Annotated in this window: 13 protein-coding genes and 1 pseudogene; 12 read left to right on the top strand and 2 right to left on the bottom strand. The window is 73.7% G+C overall.

Annotated features, from left to right (window positions below):
* Nucleotides 1-221 precede the first annotated feature (221 nt).
* The 3 genes and pseudogenes from AC5WS8_RS20220 to AC5WS8_RS20210 all read left to right on the top strand — a co-directional run.
* A complete protein-coding gene (locus tag AC5WS8_RS20220) occupies nt 222-1,067 on the top strand; it encodes a hypothetical protein (protein ID WP_496104826.1) in 846 nt (281 codons plus the stop codon).
* A 233-nt stretch (nt 1,068-1,300) separates the two neighbouring features.
* A complete protein-coding gene (locus tag AC5WS8_RS20215) occupies nt 1,301-2,032 on the top strand; it encodes an SOS response-associated peptidase (RefSeq protein ID WP_496104825.1) in 732 nt (243 codons plus the stop codon).
* Nucleotides 2,033-2,199: 167 nt separating this feature from the next.
* Nucleotides 2,200-2,921, top strand: a pseudogene (locus AC5WS8_RS20210) (DUF2264 domain-containing protein); the annotation flags it as partial.
* Nucleotides 2,922-2,932: 11 nt separating this feature from the next.
* Here the strand turns inward: AC5WS8_RS20210 and AC5WS8_RS20205 are convergent.
* Both AC5WS8_RS20205 and AC5WS8_RS20200 read right to left on the bottom strand, forming a co-directional pair.
* Nucleotides 2,933-3,715, bottom strand: coding sequence for a chitosanase (locus AC5WS8_RS20205; protein WP_496105072.1), 783 nt, complete (start codon nt 3,713-3,715; stop codon nt 2,933-2,935).
* A 223-nt stretch (nt 3,716-3,938) separates the two neighbouring features.
* Complete coding sequence (locus tag AC5WS8_RS20200) at nt 3,939-6,743, bottom strand: SpoIIE family protein phosphatase (protein ID WP_496104824.1); 2,805 nt, start codon at nt 6,741-6,743, stop codon at nt 3,939-3,941.
* Nucleotides 6,744-6,962: 219 nt separating this feature from the next.
* Between AC5WS8_RS20200 and AC5WS8_RS20195 the strand changes: the two genes are divergently transcribed.
* The 9 genes from AC5WS8_RS20195 to hypE all read left to right on the top strand — a co-directional run bounded on the left by AC5WS8_RS20195 (nt 6,963) and on the right by hypE (nt 16,608).
* Entirely contained in the window at nt 6,963-8,696 is a 1,734-nt protein-coding gene (locus AC5WS8_RS20195) for an enoyl-CoA hydratase-related protein (RefSeq protein WP_496104823.1), read from the top strand.
* 25 nt (nt 8,697-8,721) lie between these two features.
* A complete protein-coding gene (locus AC5WS8_RS20190; RefSeq protein WP_496104822.1) occupies nt 8,722-9,912 on the top strand; it encodes a hypothetical protein in 1,191 nt (396 codons plus the stop codon).
* A complete protein-coding gene (locus tag AC5WS8_RS20185) occupies nt 9,909-10,451 on the top strand; it encodes a hydrogenase maturation protease (RefSeq protein WP_496104821.1) in 543 nt (180 codons plus the stop codon). Before AC5WS8_RS20190 ends, AC5WS8_RS20185 begins: the two co-directional genes overlap by 4 nt.
* 75 nt (nt 10,452-10,526) lie before the next feature.
* A complete protein-coding gene (hypA, locus tag AC5WS8_RS20180) occupies nt 10,527-10,922 on the top strand; it encodes a hydrogenase maturation nickel metallochaperone HypA (RefSeq protein ID WP_496104820.1) in 396 nt (131 codons plus the stop codon).
* A gap of 3 nt (nt 10,923-10,925) precedes the next feature.
* On the top strand, nt 10,926-11,675 hold the full coding sequence (gene hypB, locus AC5WS8_RS20175; RefSeq protein ID WP_496104819.1) for a hydrogenase nickel incorporation protein HypB: 750 nt from the start codon (nt 10,926-10,928) through the stop codon (nt 11,673-11,675).
* A complete protein-coding gene (hypF, locus tag AC5WS8_RS20170) occupies nt 11,672-14,053 on the top strand; it encodes a carbamoyltransferase HypF (RefSeq protein WP_496104818.1) in 2,382 nt (793 codons plus the stop codon). Before hypB ends, hypF begins: the two co-directional genes overlap by 4 nt.
* A 53-nt stretch (nt 14,054-14,106) precedes the next feature.
* On the top strand, nt 14,107-14,415 hold the full coding sequence (locus AC5WS8_RS20165) for a HypC/HybG/HupF family hydrogenase formation chaperone (RefSeq protein WP_496104817.1): 309 nt from the start codon (nt 14,107-14,109) through the stop codon (nt 14,413-14,415).
* Nucleotides 14,412-15,536 carry a hydrogenase formation protein HypD gene (gene hypD, locus AC5WS8_RS20160; protein ID WP_496104816.1) on the top strand — a complete coding sequence of 375 codons (1,125 nt, stop codon included), beginning with the start codon at nt 14,412-14,414 and terminating at the stop codon, nt 15,534-15,536. Before AC5WS8_RS20165 ends, hypD begins: the two co-directional genes overlap by 4 nt.
* Nucleotides 15,529-16,608: a hydrogenase expression/formation protein HypE gene (hypE, locus tag AC5WS8_RS20155; RefSeq protein WP_496104815.1), complete on the top strand. Its 1,080-nt coding sequence runs from the start codon at nt 15,529-15,531 to the stop codon at nt 16,606-16,608. The genes hypD and hypE overlap by 8 nt, the downstream gene beginning before the upstream one ends.
* Nucleotides 16,609-16,772: the final 164 nt, after the last annotated feature.

Raw genomic sequence — 16,772 nt, 5'->3', positions numbered from 1 at the left:
ATGCAGCTCACTTCGCCGCGCTGGTAGCGAGCCGAGTACACCCGAGTGGCGCGCTCGTGCATGTCTTGTCGTTTCGACTGCGTCGGCCCACTCGTACGCCCCCACCGTTCACATCGAAACGAAGAGGCCTCCCCTTGCCGCGTTCATCACGAATCAGATCCCTGACGCCCCTGGCAGCAACCGCATTCCTCGCAGCCGCGGTCCCCGTGCTCGGAGCCGGCGTGGCCCACGCCGGGACGGACGCCGGCTGCCGGTCGGCCACGGTCCAGTACCGCGTCGTCGGCGCCGACGGGAACGTCGTCGGTGCCGACTGGACGTCGCAGGGCGGGTTCCATTCGTGGGACACGGTGCCCGGTGCCGTCGAGGTCCGGCTTGCCCCCGGTCAGGCCATCGGGGACGGCTGCACCTACCCCGTCTCGCTCGCCGAGTACACCACCGAGGGGCCGAACTGGTCCACCTCCGGACACCAGACACTGGTCGACAAGGCAACCGTCCACCTCACCGCGGCGGACGTCGCCGGTAAGGACGACGCCCACCGCACCTGGCAGAGACTCGCCGTCCAACCGCCCACCTGCTACGGACAGATCGACCTGTACGGCGACGACGTCAGCTACGACGGCGAGACGGGTGACGGGCACGGCCCGGCGCCCTACGAGCCGGGGGGTGTCGTCACGCCATACCACCTCATAGCGGCGTGGAACGGCGGCGACAAACCCTGCACCCCCGGCCGGCCGGAGTCGCCGTCCCCCACACCCTCGAAGCCCGTGCCGTCCACGCCCGCGACGCCTACGCAACCCGCGGGCGAAGTGCCCCCGTCCGGCAGCGTGACCCCGTCTGCGTCCCCCAAGCCGTCCACCACCCCGCCCACCACTGCGAAAGTACCGCCGCTGAAGTCGACACCGCCCGCCACTCCGCAGCCGTCACCCGGCGCCGGCACCCCGCCGCTGGCCGAGACCGGCGCGAGCGCGCCGGTCGGGATGATCGCCGGCTGCGCGGCCCTTGTCGTCCTCGCAGGAGCAGGCGTCACGTACGCGGCAGGCAGGGCACGGCCTACCCGGCAGCGCTGATCCGGAGGCAGTCGCCGGCCCTGGCCGGATCCGATCGCAGGTGCCCGTCACCCTCCGGGGGCGGGCACCCGGCGCGTGCGGCAGGTTTTTGGACCGGACCCGCGCCGGTGCGCGCTGCGATGGTGGGCCGGCGGGAACCCTGACGGATGTGGCGCTGACCCGGCACCGTGCCGACCTGGTGCTGACCGAGGCGGCATGATCTACCATTTCCCCAGGTGGGAGGGTGGTTCGAGATGTGCGGACGATATGTCTCCACCCGCAGCCCCCAGGACCTCGTGCGGCTGTTCAGGGTCACCGACTGGGACGAGCGGGACGACCTGCCGCCCAGCTGGAACGTCGCGCCGACGGACGAGGTGTGGGCGGTTCTCGAACGCGCCCCTCATGGCTCGGGAGCCGTCCGGCGGCAGCTGCGCCCGCTGCGGTGGGGGCTGGTGCCGTCCTGGGCGAAGGACCCCAAGATCGGCGCGAGGATGATCAACGCGCGGATGGAGACGGTGCACGAGAAACCCGCCTTCCGTCCGGCCTTCCTCAGACGGCGCTGTCTGCTGCCCGCCGACGGCTTCTACGAGTGGCAGCAGATCCCGGCCGCCGGCAAGGCCGAGCCGCGCAGACAGCCGTATTTCATCAGCCCGCAGGACGGCCAGGTGATGGCCCTGGCGGGGCTGTACGAGTTCTGGCGCGACCCGGCGGCGGCCGAGGACGACGAGTCCGCCTGGTGGACGACCTGCACCGTCCTCACCACGGAGGCCACCGACGCCGCGGGCCGTATCCACCCCCGGATGCCGCTGGCCGTCGCCCCCGGCCATCAGGACGCCTGGCTGGACCCGGCGCACCAGGACCCCGCCCGGCTGCGCGCCTTGCTGACCCCTCCCGCGGACGGTCGGCTGGACGCCCGCCCCGTCTCCACTGCCGTCAACGACGTCCGGAACAACGGCCCTCAGCTGCTGGAGCGGGTGGGGGCGTAGGCTCCGAGGACGCCAGGACGCACGGGCCGTTCCGGGCGCGTGCGGACCGGTCCCGTCGTCGCATGCGCTCGTATGCTGGGCCCCGCAACGCTCAAACGCACAGGGTGCGGCCATGAGGATTCCCCTGTCGCGAACAGGTCGTGTCCGCACGGACACCGGCAGCCGCGCAGGCCACGCGGGCCGACGGGATCGTACGGCTGCACAACCACGGCAGCGACCACGTGCGGCCCCACGAGGGCGAGCTCGCCGCCGAGGACGATCCGCACCACGGACGCCAGGCGTACTCCACCCGCACCGGGCCCACGGCCTCGGGCAACATCGCGGACAACCACCTGTCCGTCGAGGTCGAGGGACGGCGAAGCGTACGGCGGCGCGTCCACCCCCTCGGGGCGGGGCGCGGCGGCGGCTGGGGCTGGGCCGCCTCCTGGCACCGCCCCGTGTTCACCGCCGGGCCGCCGATGGTGCCGGGCCTGAAGGTGGAGAGCGTCACGGTGGTCCGCGGACGGTACGAACTGCGGTCCACCGTGTGACCGGCGCCCCGGACGGCGCCCGGGTCACCCACACCGGCTGGGCCACCGGCCCCGAGGAGCCCGTCGTGTCGGCGCTGCGCGGGCTGTACGGCCGGGAGGAGGGCCCCGAGCCGGTTTCCGCGCCCGGCGGCACCGCCTACGCCCGCTGGGCCCGCGTCCCCCGGCTCACCGGACGGGCCGGCGGCACCACCGTGCACGTGTGCCTGGCGAGTCTCACCGCGGAACCCGACCCGGTGCCCCTGGCGGAGGCGGTCGCCGACGTGGCGGCCGGCGACGACGGGGTCGAGGTGACGTGGGCCCACGACGGTGCGCGGTCCCGGGTCGGGTTCCGGCCGTTGGGTGTCCGGCTCCTTGCGTGAGTGACGGCCCGTCAGCCGATGTGGTAGCTGTCCCCGTACACCTTCCAGTCCAGCGGCGGGTCGAGGTTCAGATTGCCCTTGCGCAGGAAGACCCGCTGTTCGGTGTCGACCCTGCTGGTGTCACTGTGGGCCGCCTCCTGCTTCATGGCCCACACCCGGGCGTCCAGGAAGGCGTTCAGATAGGCGACCTCGCCGCCGCCCTGCGCCGGCGGCTTCGCCCTGCGCAGGGCCCGCTTGCGGATGTTGCGGAAGCTCGTGGGGTCGTCCCCGTCGCCGTGCATCACGAGCGCGTCGTAGTACGTGAACTGCCCGAGCACCCCGAGCCCGTCCGCCTTGCCCTGCCGGAGGGCCGGATTGAAGTACACCCGGTCGCGTTCGTCGTTCTGCGCCTGCTGGAAGGCCGGGTCCCGTGCCGCCTTGCGCCAGTCCTTGGGGAAGTTCGGGTCCAGTCCGTCGTGGGAGTCGCTGCCGTTGACCCGGCGCAGTGCCGGCAGGTACTTGGCGAGGACGTTGCCGGGCCTGCGGTCGGTGTAGAGCTGGACGAGCTCCAGCATGTCGCCGGTGCCGGAGCAGAACCCGATGATGCCGGCGGTGTAGCCGCGGCCGTCACCGATGTCCTCGATGTACCTGTACTGGGCCTTCCAGTCGAGCGAGGAGTTCTCCGCGCTCGAGACCAGCTCCATGGCGATCTCCTTCTTCGCGGGGTCGTCGAGGCCGACGGCCTTCGCCGCCCGGGGGGCCGCCGCGGCGCGCGGGGCGCGGAGGAGCGGGACGGTCGCCAATGAGGCGCCCATGAGCGCGAGGACGACGCGGCGCGAGGTGCCGGCGGGGTCTGCTGCGTCGGGGTCTGCCGCGTCGTGGTTGTGATGCACCACAAGGACTCCAGGTGAAGGGTGGGGGGTGGGAACTAGGCCGTGCTCTGTTAGGAAGGTTTCCTATCAGGGTGGGCGGTGCGGGGTCACCGGTGCGGCGGGCAAGGTCCTGGTAAAGAGCGGGAGCCGGAAGGGGAGATGCCCCTCAGGGCAGCGGCTGCTCCGCCCAGATGACCTTGCCCCCCAGCGTGTAACGGGTGCCCCAGCGTTCGGCGAGCTGGGCGACCAGGAACAGGCCGCGCCCGCCCTCGTCGGTCATGGCCGCGTACCGCAGATGGGGCGAGGTGGTGCTGCCGTCGAAGACCTCGCAGATCAGACTGCGGTCGTACAGCATCCGGACCCGCACGGGCGCGCTGCCGTACCGGATCGCGTTGGTGACCAGCTCGCTGAGGATCAGCTCCGTGGTGAACGTCAGCTCGTCCAGGCCCCACCGCGCCAGCTGCCGGGTCACCGACGCGCGCACCTCGCCCACCGCCGCCGCCTTCATCGGCACCGGCCACTCGGCCACCCGGTCGGCGGTTAGGGCCCGGGTGCGCGCCACGATCAGGGCGATGTCGTCGCTCGGCCGGTCCGGCAACTCCGACTCCAGCACGGCCCGGCAGGTGTCCTCCGGGGACGGCCCGGCTCCGGCCAGCGCGGTGCGCAGCAGTTCCAGGCCGTCGTCGATGTCCCGGCCCCGGTCCTCGACCAGCCCGTCCGTGTACAGCACCAGCCGGCTGCCCTCCGCCAGCTCCAGGTCTGCCGTCTCGAAGGGAAGCCCCCCGACGCCGAGCGGGGGACCGGTCGGAACGTCGGGGAACTCCACGCTGCCGTCGGGCCGGACCACGGCCGGCGGCGGATGGCCGGCCCGGGCGACGGTGCAGCGCCGGGAGACCGGGTCGTAGATCGCGTACAGACAGGTCGCGCCCGTGACGGGGGAGCTGCCGGGATCGGCCGCCTCGTCCTGGTCGATGCGGCCGACCAGTTCGTCGAGGAGCCCCAGGAGTTCGTCCGGCGGCGGGTCGAGCGCGGAGAAGTTGTGGACCGCGGTGCGCAGCCGCCCCATCGTGGCCGCGGCGTGCAGCCCGTGGCCCACGACGTCGCCCACCACCAGCGCCACCCGCGCACCGGACAACGGCAGTACGTCGAACCAGTCACCGCCCACCCCCGCCTGCGCCGGCAGGTACCGGTAGGCGATGTCCAGGGCGCCCTGCTCGGGCAGCGACCGCGGCAGCAGACTGCGCTGCAGCGTCACCGCCATGCTGTGCTCGCGGGTGAAACGGCGCGCGTTGTCGATGGAGACCGCGGCGCGGGCGACCAGTTCCTCGGCGAGCGCCAGGTCCTCCGCGTCGAAGGGCTCGGGCTTCTCCCGGCGCCAGAAGTCGACCAGGCCAAGGACCAGCGTCCCCGCCCGCACCGGGACCGTGATCAGCGAGTGGATCCCGTACTCCACCACCTCGGCGGCCCGCTCGGCGTCCTGCGCCAGCCGGTCCGGAGCCTCACCGAGACGGGGCTCCAGGACGGCCCGGCCGGCACGCAGGGCCTCGGCCTGCGGAGACGACCGCACCCACCGGATCCGTTCGCCCACCGGGTCCAGGGGAGCGTCCTTGCGGATGCCGCTGAACGCCGTACGGCGCAGCCCGCTCCCCGCCTCGGGCTCCTCGCCGTCCAGCACCGCGTCGAACAGGTCCACGCTGGCGAAGTCCGCGAACCGGGGGACGGCCAGCTCGGTCAGCTCCTCGGCGGTACGCCTCACGGCCAGGCTCGTGCCGATGCCCAGACCCGCGTCGTAGAGCAGGCTGAGGCGTTCCCGCGCCACCTCCGCCCGACCGGACAGGGCGCGCAGCTCCGTCGAGTCGCGGAGCGTGGCCACACTGCCGGGCGGGCCGCCGTCCACGTCGGTGGGCCGCTGGTTGACCGCCAGCAGCCGGTCTCCGACCAGGTGCACCTCGTCGGTGGCGACCCGCCCGGACCCCAGGAGCGCGGCGGTCTCCGGGGGAAGGCCGAGCTCGGACACGTGCCGCCGCTCGGCGTCCTGGGGCAGACCGAGCAGTCGGTGCGCCTCGTCGTTGGCGAGCAGCAGGTCGCCGTTCCCGCCGAGGATCAGCACGCCTTCCCTCACCGAGTGCAGCACCGCGTCGTGGTGCTCGTACATCCGCGTCATCTCCCGCGGCCCCAGGCCGTGGGTCTGGCGCAGCAGCCGCCTGCTGACCAGCGCCGTGCCGGCCGTGGCCAGGGCGAGGCCCACGGCCGCGGCGGCCAGGACGAGCGGCATCTGCCGGTTCGCCGCGCCGCCCACATGCTCCGTCGTGACACCGGCCGACACCAGGCCCACGACCTTGCCGTCGGGCGCCTTGACGGGCACCACCGCCTGCACCAGCCGCCCGATGGTCCCGTTGATCTCCTCGATCTCGGTGCCCCCGGCCAGCGCGGGCCGGATGTTCCCCACGAACTTCTTGCCGATACGGTCCGGTTTCGGGTGCGTGTAGCGGATGCCGTCGGTGTTCATGACGACGACGAAGTCCACGTTCGCCGCCTTGCGGGCGGCCTCGGCCCGCGGCTGGAGCACGGCCGTGGGGTCGGGGGCGCTCAGCGCCTGGACCGTGCCCGGCGCGTTGGCGAACGCCTCGGCCACGGCAAGGGAACGGTTTCGGGCCGCCTGCGTGCTGTCGTGCCGCACCTGCAGCAGCAGCGCCACCACCGCCGCGAGGACCAGCAGCAGCACGATGACGACCTGCAGGACGAAGACCTGCCCGGCGACGCTGCGCCCGCGCAACGCCGCGCGCAGCCCCGCGTCCGGACCCGGCGACCGGGACCGGCCCGCCTCCCGCTCGCGGCGGGCGAGCGCACGGCGCGCCGCTCGCCCCGGAGCCTGCTCGGACGTTCCTGGAGCGCGGTCGTGCGCTGGTGCACGCACACCGCTTGGCCGACGGGGCGAACGGGTACCGGGTCGAGCCGGAAGCCGGACCATGTGCCATGTCTACACTCCCGCGCCCCGGGATGCGAGAGGCGTTACACAGGGTGGTGTTCCCGGGACGATCCGCCCGACGCGCCCGCCGCCGAGTGGCGGCCCCGATACCGCCTTTCGGGTGAATCTGCCGCTTGTCTGCGGGAGCGGCCCACGGGCGTGGCCGACCATCGCAGACGGCCGGGCACATCTGTCCGTACCGTCGTCCGCCGGGAGTACGCCGTGCACATTCTGCTCGTGGCCAGCGCGTTCAACAGCCTCACCCAGCGCGTCCATGCCGAACTGCGCGATCGCGGCCACACCGTCGCGGTGGAACTCGCCCTGCCCGACGGCTCGCTGGCCGAGGCCGTACGGCGGCACGCCCCGCGACTCGTCCTCGCGCCGATGCTGAAGACGGCGATCCCCCGGGAGGTGTGGGCGGCCTGCCCGTGCTTCGTCGTCCACCCGGGTCCCGTAGGCGACCGGGGGCCGTCCTCGCTCGACTGGGCCGTCCAGGAGGGCGCCGAGAGCTGGGGCGTCACGGTTCTCCAGGCCACGGAGGAGATGGACGCCGGTGACGTGTGGGCGTCCGTGGCCTGCCCGCTTCCGCCGCTCGCCAAGAGCGACCTGTACCGGGGCGAGATCGCCGACGCCGCTCTCGCCGCCGTCCTCCTCGCCGTCGAGCGGTTCGCCTCCGGGACCCACACGCCCGTGCGGCAGGACGTCGCGCGGACCCGGCCGTATCTCGACCAGAGCGTGCGGCGCATCGACTGGGACACCGACACGACCGACACCGTCCTGCGCAAACTGCGCGCCGCGGACTCGCAGCCCGGCGTGCTCGACGTGCTGCTCGGCGAGGAGTGGTACCTGCACGGCGGGCACTCCGAGAACGGCCTGTGCGGCGTCCCCGGCGACCTGCTCGCCACCCGGGCCGGGGCGATCTGCCGGGCGACGAGCGACGGCGCCGTGTGGATCCCCGAGCTGCGACGTCGGCGCCGCCCCGGGCAGCCGCGCCCGGTCAAGCTGCCCGCCGTGCGGGCCCTCGGTGACCGGCTGCCCCCGCTGCCCGAGTTGCCCGTGCCCCCGGGCGCGCGGTGGCCCACCTGGACGGACATCCGCTACCGCGAGGAAGGCGGTGTCGGCCTCCTCTCGTTCTCCTTCCCCGGCGGCGCGATGAGCACCGCGCAGTGCCGACGCCTGCTGGCGGCCTACCGGGAGGCCTGCGCGCGCCCCACCTCGGTGCTCGTCCTCGGCGGACAGCGGGACTTCTTCTCCAACGGGATCCACCTCGCAGTCATCGAGGCCGCCGACGACCCCGCGGCCGAGTCCTGGGCCAACATCAACGCCATCGACGACCTGGTCGAGGCGGTCCTGACGACCACGGACCGGTTGGTGGTCGCCGCGCTCGCGGGCAACGCGGCGGCGGGCGGCGTGATGCTCGCGCTGGCCGCGGACGAGGTGTGGTGCCGCTCCGGCTGCGTGCTGAACCCGCACTACCGGCTGATGGGCCTGACCGGCTCGGAGTACTGGACGTACACGCTGCCCCGCCGGGTGGGCGCCGCCGCGGCCGACCGGATCGTGCGCGAGGCGCTGCCGATGAGCGCCACGAGCGCCCGCTGCCTCGGGCTCGTCGACCAGGTGATCGAGTGCGCGCCGCAGGACTTCGCCACGGAGACCGCCGGGCTGGCGGCGCGGCTGGCGTCGCTGCCGGGGACGCGGGCACGGATCGCGGCGAAGAAGGAGGCACTGGAGCGCCAGGAGAGCACCGAGCCCCTGTCCGCCTTCCGGGAACGGGAGCTGGCCGCGATGCACCGCGTCTTCCACGACCCGAACGCCCCCTACCACGCCCTGAGACGCGCCTTCGTCCGCAAGGAGAAGCCGTCGTGCACGCCCCCGCATCTCCTCCTCGCCACCGGCCCCCGCACGGCGGTGGATCCCGTCCGGGCCGCGGACCCGGCCGAGGAGCACACCCCGTAAGCCGGCACCACCGGAAGGACCACCCATGAGTGTGACCGCGTTCGCCGCGCAGACCGAGGCACGCTTCGCCCTCGCCCGGAAGGTGGCGGACGCCGTCCTCTTCGAGGGCTGCCCGCTCCACCCGTACCGCGTCCCCGCCTCCCGCACCCGGCTGCGCAGGCACTGCGGCGTACTCGTACCGCCCGCCTGGGGCGCGGGCAGCGAGGAGTACGACTTCCAGCACACCGAATGCCTGATGGAGCCCGGGCCGGGCGCCACCCTGGCGGTGGAACTGCGCTTCCTGCGCGCCCGGCGGCGCACGGTCCAACGGAGGTGCCCCGACGGCGAGTTCGAGACAGTGCCCGCACTGCGCACGGGGGAGAGCGTGCTCGTGCCCCGTGACGAGGGCACCGAGGAGCGCGTCGAGGCGGTGGTCGCGGTGGACGAGCTCACCGACGGCGACGGGGCCGTCGTCGCCTTCGGCCGCCCCGCGGGGGAGGAGTGCGAGCAGATCCTCGACGACGGCGGCCGGGTCGTCGGCCGTACGATCCGTCGGAGTGAGGAGATCCGCGGCCTGCTGCGTCTGTCGGCACACCGGCTCGAGGGGCCCTGCCCGCTCCTGCGACTGACCGCCGTGGTCGAGAACACCGGCGTCTGGGCGCCCGAGGCCGGGCAGGCCGCCGACCGGGGAGCCGCGCTGCCGCACTCCCTGGTCTCCACCCATCTGCTGATGGGGCTGAGCGCCGGCTCCTTCCTGTCGATGAGCCGGCCTCCCGAGTGGGCCCGGGCCGCGATCGCGTCCTGCCGCAATCTGCACACCTGGCCCGTCCTCGCCGGCGAACCGGGCCACGCGGACGTGATGCTGTCCTCACCGGTCGTCCTGGAGGACCACCCGAGGACCGACGCCGAGGACATGTCCCGCCCGGACACTCCGTGGTGGGACCCGGCGGGCGAACCCGGCGGCGAACCGCAGGGCGAGCGGGTCGTGGTGGACGGGCGGCCGGTGGGCCCCGGCAGCCGGGTGCGGCTCAACCCGGGGCTGCGGCGCGCCGACGCCCAGGACGTGTTCCTGCGCGGCCGTCCCGCGACCGTCGAGGCCGTGCGCCACGACGTGGACGGTTCGGTCCACCTGGCGGTGACCGTGGACGACGACCCGGGCGCCGACGTCCGCCGCGAGCGGGGAACCTTCCACTACTTCCGCCCCGACGAGGTCACCCTGCTGGAGAGGCACGCATGAGCGGGACCGTCCTCGTCGCCGGCATCGGGAACGTCTTCCTCGGGGACGACGGCTTCGGCGTGGAGACCGTCCGCGCGCTCACCCGGTGCCGGCTGCCCGCGCACGTCGAGGTCCTGGACATCGGAGTGCGCGGAGTGCACCTCGCCTACCAGCTCCTCGACGGCTACGACACCCTGATCCTGGTGGACGCCACCGCGCGCGGCGAGGCCCCCGGCACCCTGTACGTCATCGAGCACGACGACACGGCCGCGGACGACCACGAAGGGGCCGCGATCGACGGCCACCGGATGACGCCCGACGCCGTACTCGCCCTGCTGAGCACCCTGTGTGCCGGAACCGGAGGCGAACCGCCACGCCGGACGCTCGTGGTCGGCTGCGAACCGGCGTCGGTGGAGGAACGCGTCGGCCTCAGCCCGCCCGTGTCCGCCGCGGTCCCCGAGGCCGTCCGGCTGATCGAGGAGCTGCTGTGCGGCGAACGGCGGACGCCGCCGGGCGGTGACGGCGTGCCGGTCCACGGGCCCGGGGTGCCTCACCTCTAATGGTTCGCGGTGAGCCGCGCCCGCGGTCCCCGTCCGCACAGGGCGGGGGCCCGGCCTTCGCCGGGACGGAGACCCATGCACGAGATGTCCATCGCGCTGGCGGTGATCGGCCAGGTGGAAGAGGCGGCCGAACGGGCCGGTGACGTCACGGCGGTGCGTTCGGTACGGCTCCAGGTGGGCGAACTCGCCGGTGTCGTACCCGACGCCCTGTCCTTCTGCTTCGAACTGGCCTGCACCGGGACCCGGCTGGAAGGCGCCGAACTCGTCACCGAGGAGGTGCCGGCACGGGCCCGCTGCGCGCCGTGCGCGCACGAATGGGACGTCGGCATGCCGCCCCTGCTCAGCTGCCCGCGGTGCGACGGCGCCGCCATCGACCTGCTGTCGGGCCGCGAACTGCAGATCGTCAGCGTGCACTGGGTGGACACCCGGGCGCACGCACCCACCCGCGAAACCATCCCCGAGGAGCGCTGAACCATGTGCCGAGTGGTCGACCTGCAGCAGGCCGTACTCGCCAAGAACGACCAGGCCGCGCACACCCTGCGGGCGGACCTCGCGGCCCGCGGCACCACCGTCGTCAACCTGCTCTCCAGCGCGGGCAGCGGAAAGACGGCCCTCCTGGAACGCGAACTCGTGCTGGCTCGGGAGCGGTCCGTGCCGGTCGCGGCGCTCACCGCCGACCTCGCCACCGAGAACGACGCGACACGGCTGGCGCGTTCGGGTGTCCCGGTGAAACAGGTCCTCACCGACGGGCTGTGCCATCTCGAGGCCGACATGCTCGCCCGCCACCTTCGGGGATGGCTGCCGGAGGGGACCCGGCTGCTGTTCGTGGAGAACGTCGGCAACCTCGTCTGCCCGGCCTCCTACGACCTCGGGGAGACGTTGCGCGTCGTCCTCGCCTCCGTGACCGAGGGCGAGGACAAGCCGCTGAAGTACCCCACCGCCTTCGGCCTCGCCCACCTGGTGGTGGTCACCAAGACCGACATCGCCGAGGCCGTCGCCTTCGACCTGGCGGCGTTCCGCGCGAACGTCGAACAGGTCAACCCCGGCGTGGAGGTGCTGCTCACCTCGGCCCGCCGGGACCTCGGGCTCGGCGCCCTGCTCGACCGGGCGCTGGCCGCCGGGGACGGCGCCCCCCTGCACGCACCCGTCATGGCCCGGCCGGCCCACGGTCACACCCATGACCACACGGACCGCACCGGCGCCCTGGCGCAGTCCCGCTCGTGAGCGCTCCGCCCCCGACGGCCGTCGCCGTCCATGCGCCGCTGCGCCGCAGGGTCACCGTACGGGGCGTGGTGCAGGGCGTCGGCTTCCGGCCGTACGTCCACGGCCTCGCCACCTCCCTCGGCCTGTCGGGGCATGTGACGAACACCCCGCAGGGCGTCGTCGTGGAGGTCGAGGGGGCACCCGCGGCCGTCGGCCGGTTCTGCGACCGCATCGCCCGGGACGCGCCACCGCTGGCCCGCGTCGAGCACGTCGACCACGAGGACATGCCCGCCACCGGCGACACCGCCTTCACCATCCTCGCCTCCCGCACCGACGGCCCCGCGGGCACCCTGATCCCGCCCGACACCGCCACCTGCGCCGCCTGCCTGCGCGAACTCGCGGACCCGGCCGACCGGCGCCACCGCCACCCCTTCATCACCTGCACGCACTGCGGCCCGCGGTTCACGATCGTCACCGGCCTGCCCTACGACCGGGCGGCGACCACCATGGCCCGCTTCCCGATGTGCCCCGACTGCGCCCGCGAGTACGCCGATCCCGGCGACCGCCGCTTCCACGCGCAGCCCGTCGCCTGCCCCGCCTGCGGGCCCCGCCTGCGGCTGCTCGTCCGCCCCCCGGACGGCGACGGCCCGCCGCGACCGGTCACGGACACCGACCCGGTCACCGGAGCGCGCCGGCTGCTGGCGTCCGGCGCGATCCTCGCCGTCAAGGGCCTGGGCGGCTACCACCTGGCCTGCGACGCCACCGACCCCGCCGCCGTGGCCCGGTTGCGGCGGCGCAAGGCCCGCGGGGACAAACCCTTCGCCCTGATGGCCCGGGACCCGGGCGACATCACGCACCTGGTGCGGCTCACCGACGAGGAGCGGAGCCTGCTCACCGGCGCCGTCCGCCCCGTCGTGCTGCTGCGCCGCCTGACGTCCGCGCGTGGAGCGCCCCGGCCCGCCGACGCCGTCGCACCCGGCAGCCCCGACCTCGGCGTCATGCTGCCGTACACCCCCGTGCACCATCTGCTGCTCGGCCTGCCCGGCGACCCCGACGGGTCGCGACTGCTCGTCATGACGAGCGGCAACGTCTCCGGTGAGCCGATCGTCACCGACGACGAGGAGGCGCTCGAACGGCTGGCGCACCTGGCCGACGCCTGGCTCACCCACGACCGTCCCATCCAGGTGCCGTGCGACGACTCGGTGGTGCGCGTGTGCGACGGCAGACCGCTGATCGTGCGCCGCGCCCGCGGTTACGCCCCCCTGCCGCTGACCCTTCCGGTGTCCGTGCGCCCGGCCCTCGCCGTCGGCGGCGACCTGAAGAACGTGTGCTGTCTCGGCGAGGGCCGCCGGGCCTGGCTGTCCGCACACGTCGGCGACATGGACGACCTCGCCACCCAGCACGCCTTCGAACGGGCCGCCGCCCAACTGGAGGCGATCACCCCGGTGCGGCCCCGGGTGCTGGCCGCCGACCGGCATCCCGCATACCGCTCCGCCCGGTGGGCCGCCCGCAACGCGTCGGGCCGCCCTGTCGTCCGCGTCCAGCACCACCACGCCCACATCGCCGCCGCCATGGCCGAACACGGACTCGACGGCAGCCGGCCGGTGCTCGGCGTGGCCTTCGACGGCACCGGCTACGGCGACGACGGAGCCGTATGGGGCGGGGAGTTCCTGCTCGCGGACTACGACGGATTCACCCGCGTCGGGCACCTCGCCTATGTGCCGCTGCCCGGCGGCGACGCCGCGGTGCACCGGCCGTACCGCATGGCGCTCGCGCATCTGCGCGCCGCCGACCTGGACTGGTCCGGGGAACTGCCCTGTGTGGCCGCCTGCCCGCCCGCCGAACGCCGCGTGCTGGCACGGCAGTTGGAGCGCCACCTGAACTGCGTGCCCACCTCCAGCATGGGCCGGCTGTTCGACGCGGTGTCGTCCCTCACCGGCGTCTGCCACCGGGCGGACCACGAGGCCCAGGCCGCCGTCGCGCTGGAGGCCGCCGCGCTCGGGGCACCCCCCGGGGACACCTCCGCCTACGCGTTCGCCGTACGGGAGCCGGAGACGGACGGCGCCCCGTTCCGGGCCGATCCGGCGCCCGTCCTCGCCGCGATCGTCGAGGATCTGCGCGCGGGCACGAAAACGGGGCTGATCGCGGCCCGTTTCCACCGGGCCGTCGCCCATCTCGTGCACCGGGTCTGTGCGCTCGCGCGGGATCGGCTCGGAGTGGACACCGTCGCCCTGACCGGCGGCGTGTTCCTCAACTCCCCGCTCTCCTCGGCCTGCGCCGGGGCCCTGGGCGCGGACCGCTTCACGGTGCTGCGCCACCACGTGGTCCCGCCCGGTGACGGCGGCCTGGCCCTCGGCCAGCTCGTCGTCGCCGCACGCACCGGGGCGGCCCCCGACTGACCGACCGCCCCGGCAGCGCCGGGCGACGCACCATCCACAGCGAGGAGAGACCCATGTGCCTGGCGGTACCCGGCAGAGTGCTGGACATCGAGGAACGCGACGGCACCCGGATGGCCACCGTCGACTTCGGCGGTGTGGTCAAGGAGGTGTGCCTGGAGTACCTGCCCGACCTCCAGGTCGGCGAGTACGCCATCGTCCACGTCGGCTTCGCCCTGCAGCGCCTGGACGAGGAGTCCGCGAAGCAGACGCTGGAGCTGTTCGCCGAACTCGGGATGCTGCAGGAGGAGTTCGGCGACCCCTGGGAAACGGCCGCGGAGGCGGGCGGGGCGCTGCCGCCCGCGCGCGAGGAGGCGCGGAAGTGAAGTACATCGACGAGTTCCAGGACCCGGATCTGGCACGCCGGCTCCTCGACGAGATCCACGCCACGGTGACCAGGCCGTGGGCGCTGATGGAGGTCTGCGGCGGGCAGACGCACGGCATCATCCGCCACGGCATCGACCAACTGCTGCCCGACCGGGTCGAACTGATCCACGGGCCCGGCTGCCCCGTGTGCGTGACCCCGTTGGAGGTCATCGACAAGGCGCTGGAGATCGCCTCCCGGCCCGAGGTGATCTTCTGCTCCTTCGGCGACATGCTCCGCGTGCCGGGCACCGGACGGGACCTGTTCCAGGTACGAGGGGAGGGCGGCGACGTACGGGTCGTCTACTCCCCGCTCGACGCCCTGAGGATCGCCCGGCAGAACCCCGGCCGGGAGGTGGTGTTCTTCGGCATCGGCTTCGAGACCACCGCGCCCCCCAACGCGATGACGGTGCATCAGGCGCGCAGGCTCGGCATCCCGAACTTCAGCATGCTGGTCTCCCATGTACGCGTGCCGCCCGCCATCGAGGCGATCATGCGGTCCCCGCGGTGCCGGGTGCAGGGCTTCCTGGCCGCGGGGCACGTGTGCAGCGTGATGGGGATCGGCGAGTACCCGGAGCTGGCCGAGCGCCACCGGGTCCCGATCGTGGTGACCGGGTTCGAACCCCTCGACATCCTGGAGGGGGTGCGCCGGACTGTGGCCCAGCTGGAGCGCGGTGAGCACACCGTCGACAACGCCTACGCCCGCGCGGTCCGCCCCGAGGGGAACACGGCCGCCAAGGCCATGCTGGAGGACGTCTTCGAGGTGACCGACCGCTCCTGGCGCGGCATCGGGGTGATCCCGGACAGCGGCTGGCGGCTGTCCGCCAAGTACCGCGACCACGACGCCGAGTACCGCTTCTCGGTCGAGGGCATCCGGACCGAGGAGCCGGCCGCGTGCCGCAGCGGCGAGGTCCTGCAGGGCCTGCTCAAGCCGCACGAGTGCGAGGCGTTCGGCACCGTGTGCACCCCGCGCACCCCGCTCGGCGCCACCATGGTCTCCAGCGAGGGCGCCTGCGCCGCGTACTACCTCTACCGGCGCCTGGACACCACCCCTGCGGCCCGGGAGGCGACCTCCGTTGTCTGATGCCATCGACCTGACCGCGCCCCTGCCGGACCCGGCGGTCTGGACCTGCCCGGCCCCGCTGCGCGACCAGTCCCGCATCGTGATGGGCCACGGCGGGGGCGGGGCCCTGTCCGCGGAACTGGTCAAGGACGTGTTCGCGCCCGCGTTCGGGGGTGAGGTGCTGCACCGGCTCGGCGACGCCGCCGCGCTGTCGCTGGGCGGCCTGCGCCTGGCCTTCTCCACCGACTCCTTCGTGGTGCGGCCGTTGTTCTTCCCCGGCGGCAGCATCGGCGACCTGGCCGTCAACGGCACGGTCAACGACCTCGCCGTCAGCGGGGCCCGGGCGGCCTACCTCTCCTGCGGTTTCATCCTGGAGGAGGGCGTCGAACTGGACACGGTCACCCGGGTCGCCGACGCGCTGGGCGCGGCCGCGCGGGCGGCCGGGGTCGAAGTGGTGACGGGCGACACCAAGGTGGTGGAAGCCGGCCACGGCGACGGCGTCTACATCAACACGGCCGGGATCGGGCTCATCCCGGCGGGTGTCGACCTGCGGCCGCAGCGGGTCGTTCCCGGGGACGTGGTGATCGTCAGCGGTGCGATCGGGGTGCACGGTGTGGCGATCATGAGTGTGCGGGAGGGGCTGGAGTTCGGCGTGGAGATCGTGAGCGACTGCGCGCCGCTCGGCGGACTGGTGGACGACATGCTCGCCGTCACCCGGGACCTGCACATGCTGCGGGACCCCACCCGGGGCGGGCTGGCGGCCGCCCTCAACGAGATCGCCGCCGCCGCGGGCGCCGGGGTCGTCATCGAGGAGCGCAAGGTCCCCGTCCCGCCCGCCGTCGCCAACGCGTGCGCCGTGCTGGGCCTGGACCCCATGTACGTGGCCAACGAGGGCAAGCTGGTGGCGTTCGTGCCGCGCCAGCACGCCGACGCCGTGGTGGACGCCATGCGGGCGCATCCGCGCGGTGCCGAGGCCGCGATCATCGGCGAGGTGGTCCGGGACCACCCCGGCATGGTGGTCGCGCGTACCGGCCTGGGGGGCACACGGGTGGTGGACATGCCGCTCGGGGAGCAACTGCCCAGGATCTGCTGACCCGGAGGGCCCGAAGGGACCCGAACGCCGGTGGACGAGGACGCCGCCGGGTCCTGCGACCCGGCGGCGTCCCGTCGCGTTCCGGACACTGGGGAAGACCTCGATTGAACGTTTGAACGTGACCCGTCGTCCCTCCGTACTCGATGGTGTGACCAGGAATCCGG

Source organism: Streptomyces sp. PTL18 (assembly GCF_059510295.1).
Note: the sequence above shows the minus strand (reverse complement) of the source record. Positions and strands in the feature narration are given on the sequence as shown.

What these genes read in the sequence shown, in the direction of transcription:
- hypB (WP_496104819.1), top strand. Translation starts at nt 10,926, where the DNA reads ATGTGCCGAGTGGTCGACCTGCAGCAGGCCGTACTCGCCAAGAACGAC.
- hypA (WP_496104820.1), top strand. Translation starts at nt 10,527, where the DNA reads ATGCACGAGATGTCCATCGCGCTGGCGGTGATCGGCCAGGTGGAAGAG.
- AC5WS8_RS20200 (WP_496104824.1), bottom strand. Translation starts at nt 6,743, where the DNA reads ATGGTCCGGCTTCCGGCTCGACCCGGTACCCGTTCGCCCCGTCGGCCA.
- AC5WS8_RS20185 (WP_496104821.1), top strand. Translation starts at nt 9,909, where the DNA reads ATGAGCGGGACCGTCCTCGTCGCCGGCATCGGGAACGTCTTCCTCGGG.
- AC5WS8_RS20215 (WP_496104825.1), top strand. Translation starts at nt 1,301, where the DNA reads ATGTGCGGACGATATGTCTCCACCCGCAGCCCCCAGGACCTCGTGCGG.
- AC5WS8_RS20165 (WP_496104817.1), top strand. Translation starts at nt 14,107, where the DNA reads ATGTGCCTGGCGGTACCCGGCAGAGTGCTGGACATCGAGGAACGCGAC.
- AC5WS8_RS20190 (WP_496104822.1), top strand. Translation starts at nt 8,722, where the DNA reads ATGAGTGTGACCGCGTTCGCCGCGCAGACCGAGGCACGCTTCGCCCTC.
- AC5WS8_RS20205 (WP_496105072.1), bottom strand. Translation starts at nt 3,715, where the DNA reads ATGGGCGCCTCATTGGCGACCGTCCCGCTCCTCCGCGCCCCGCGCGCC.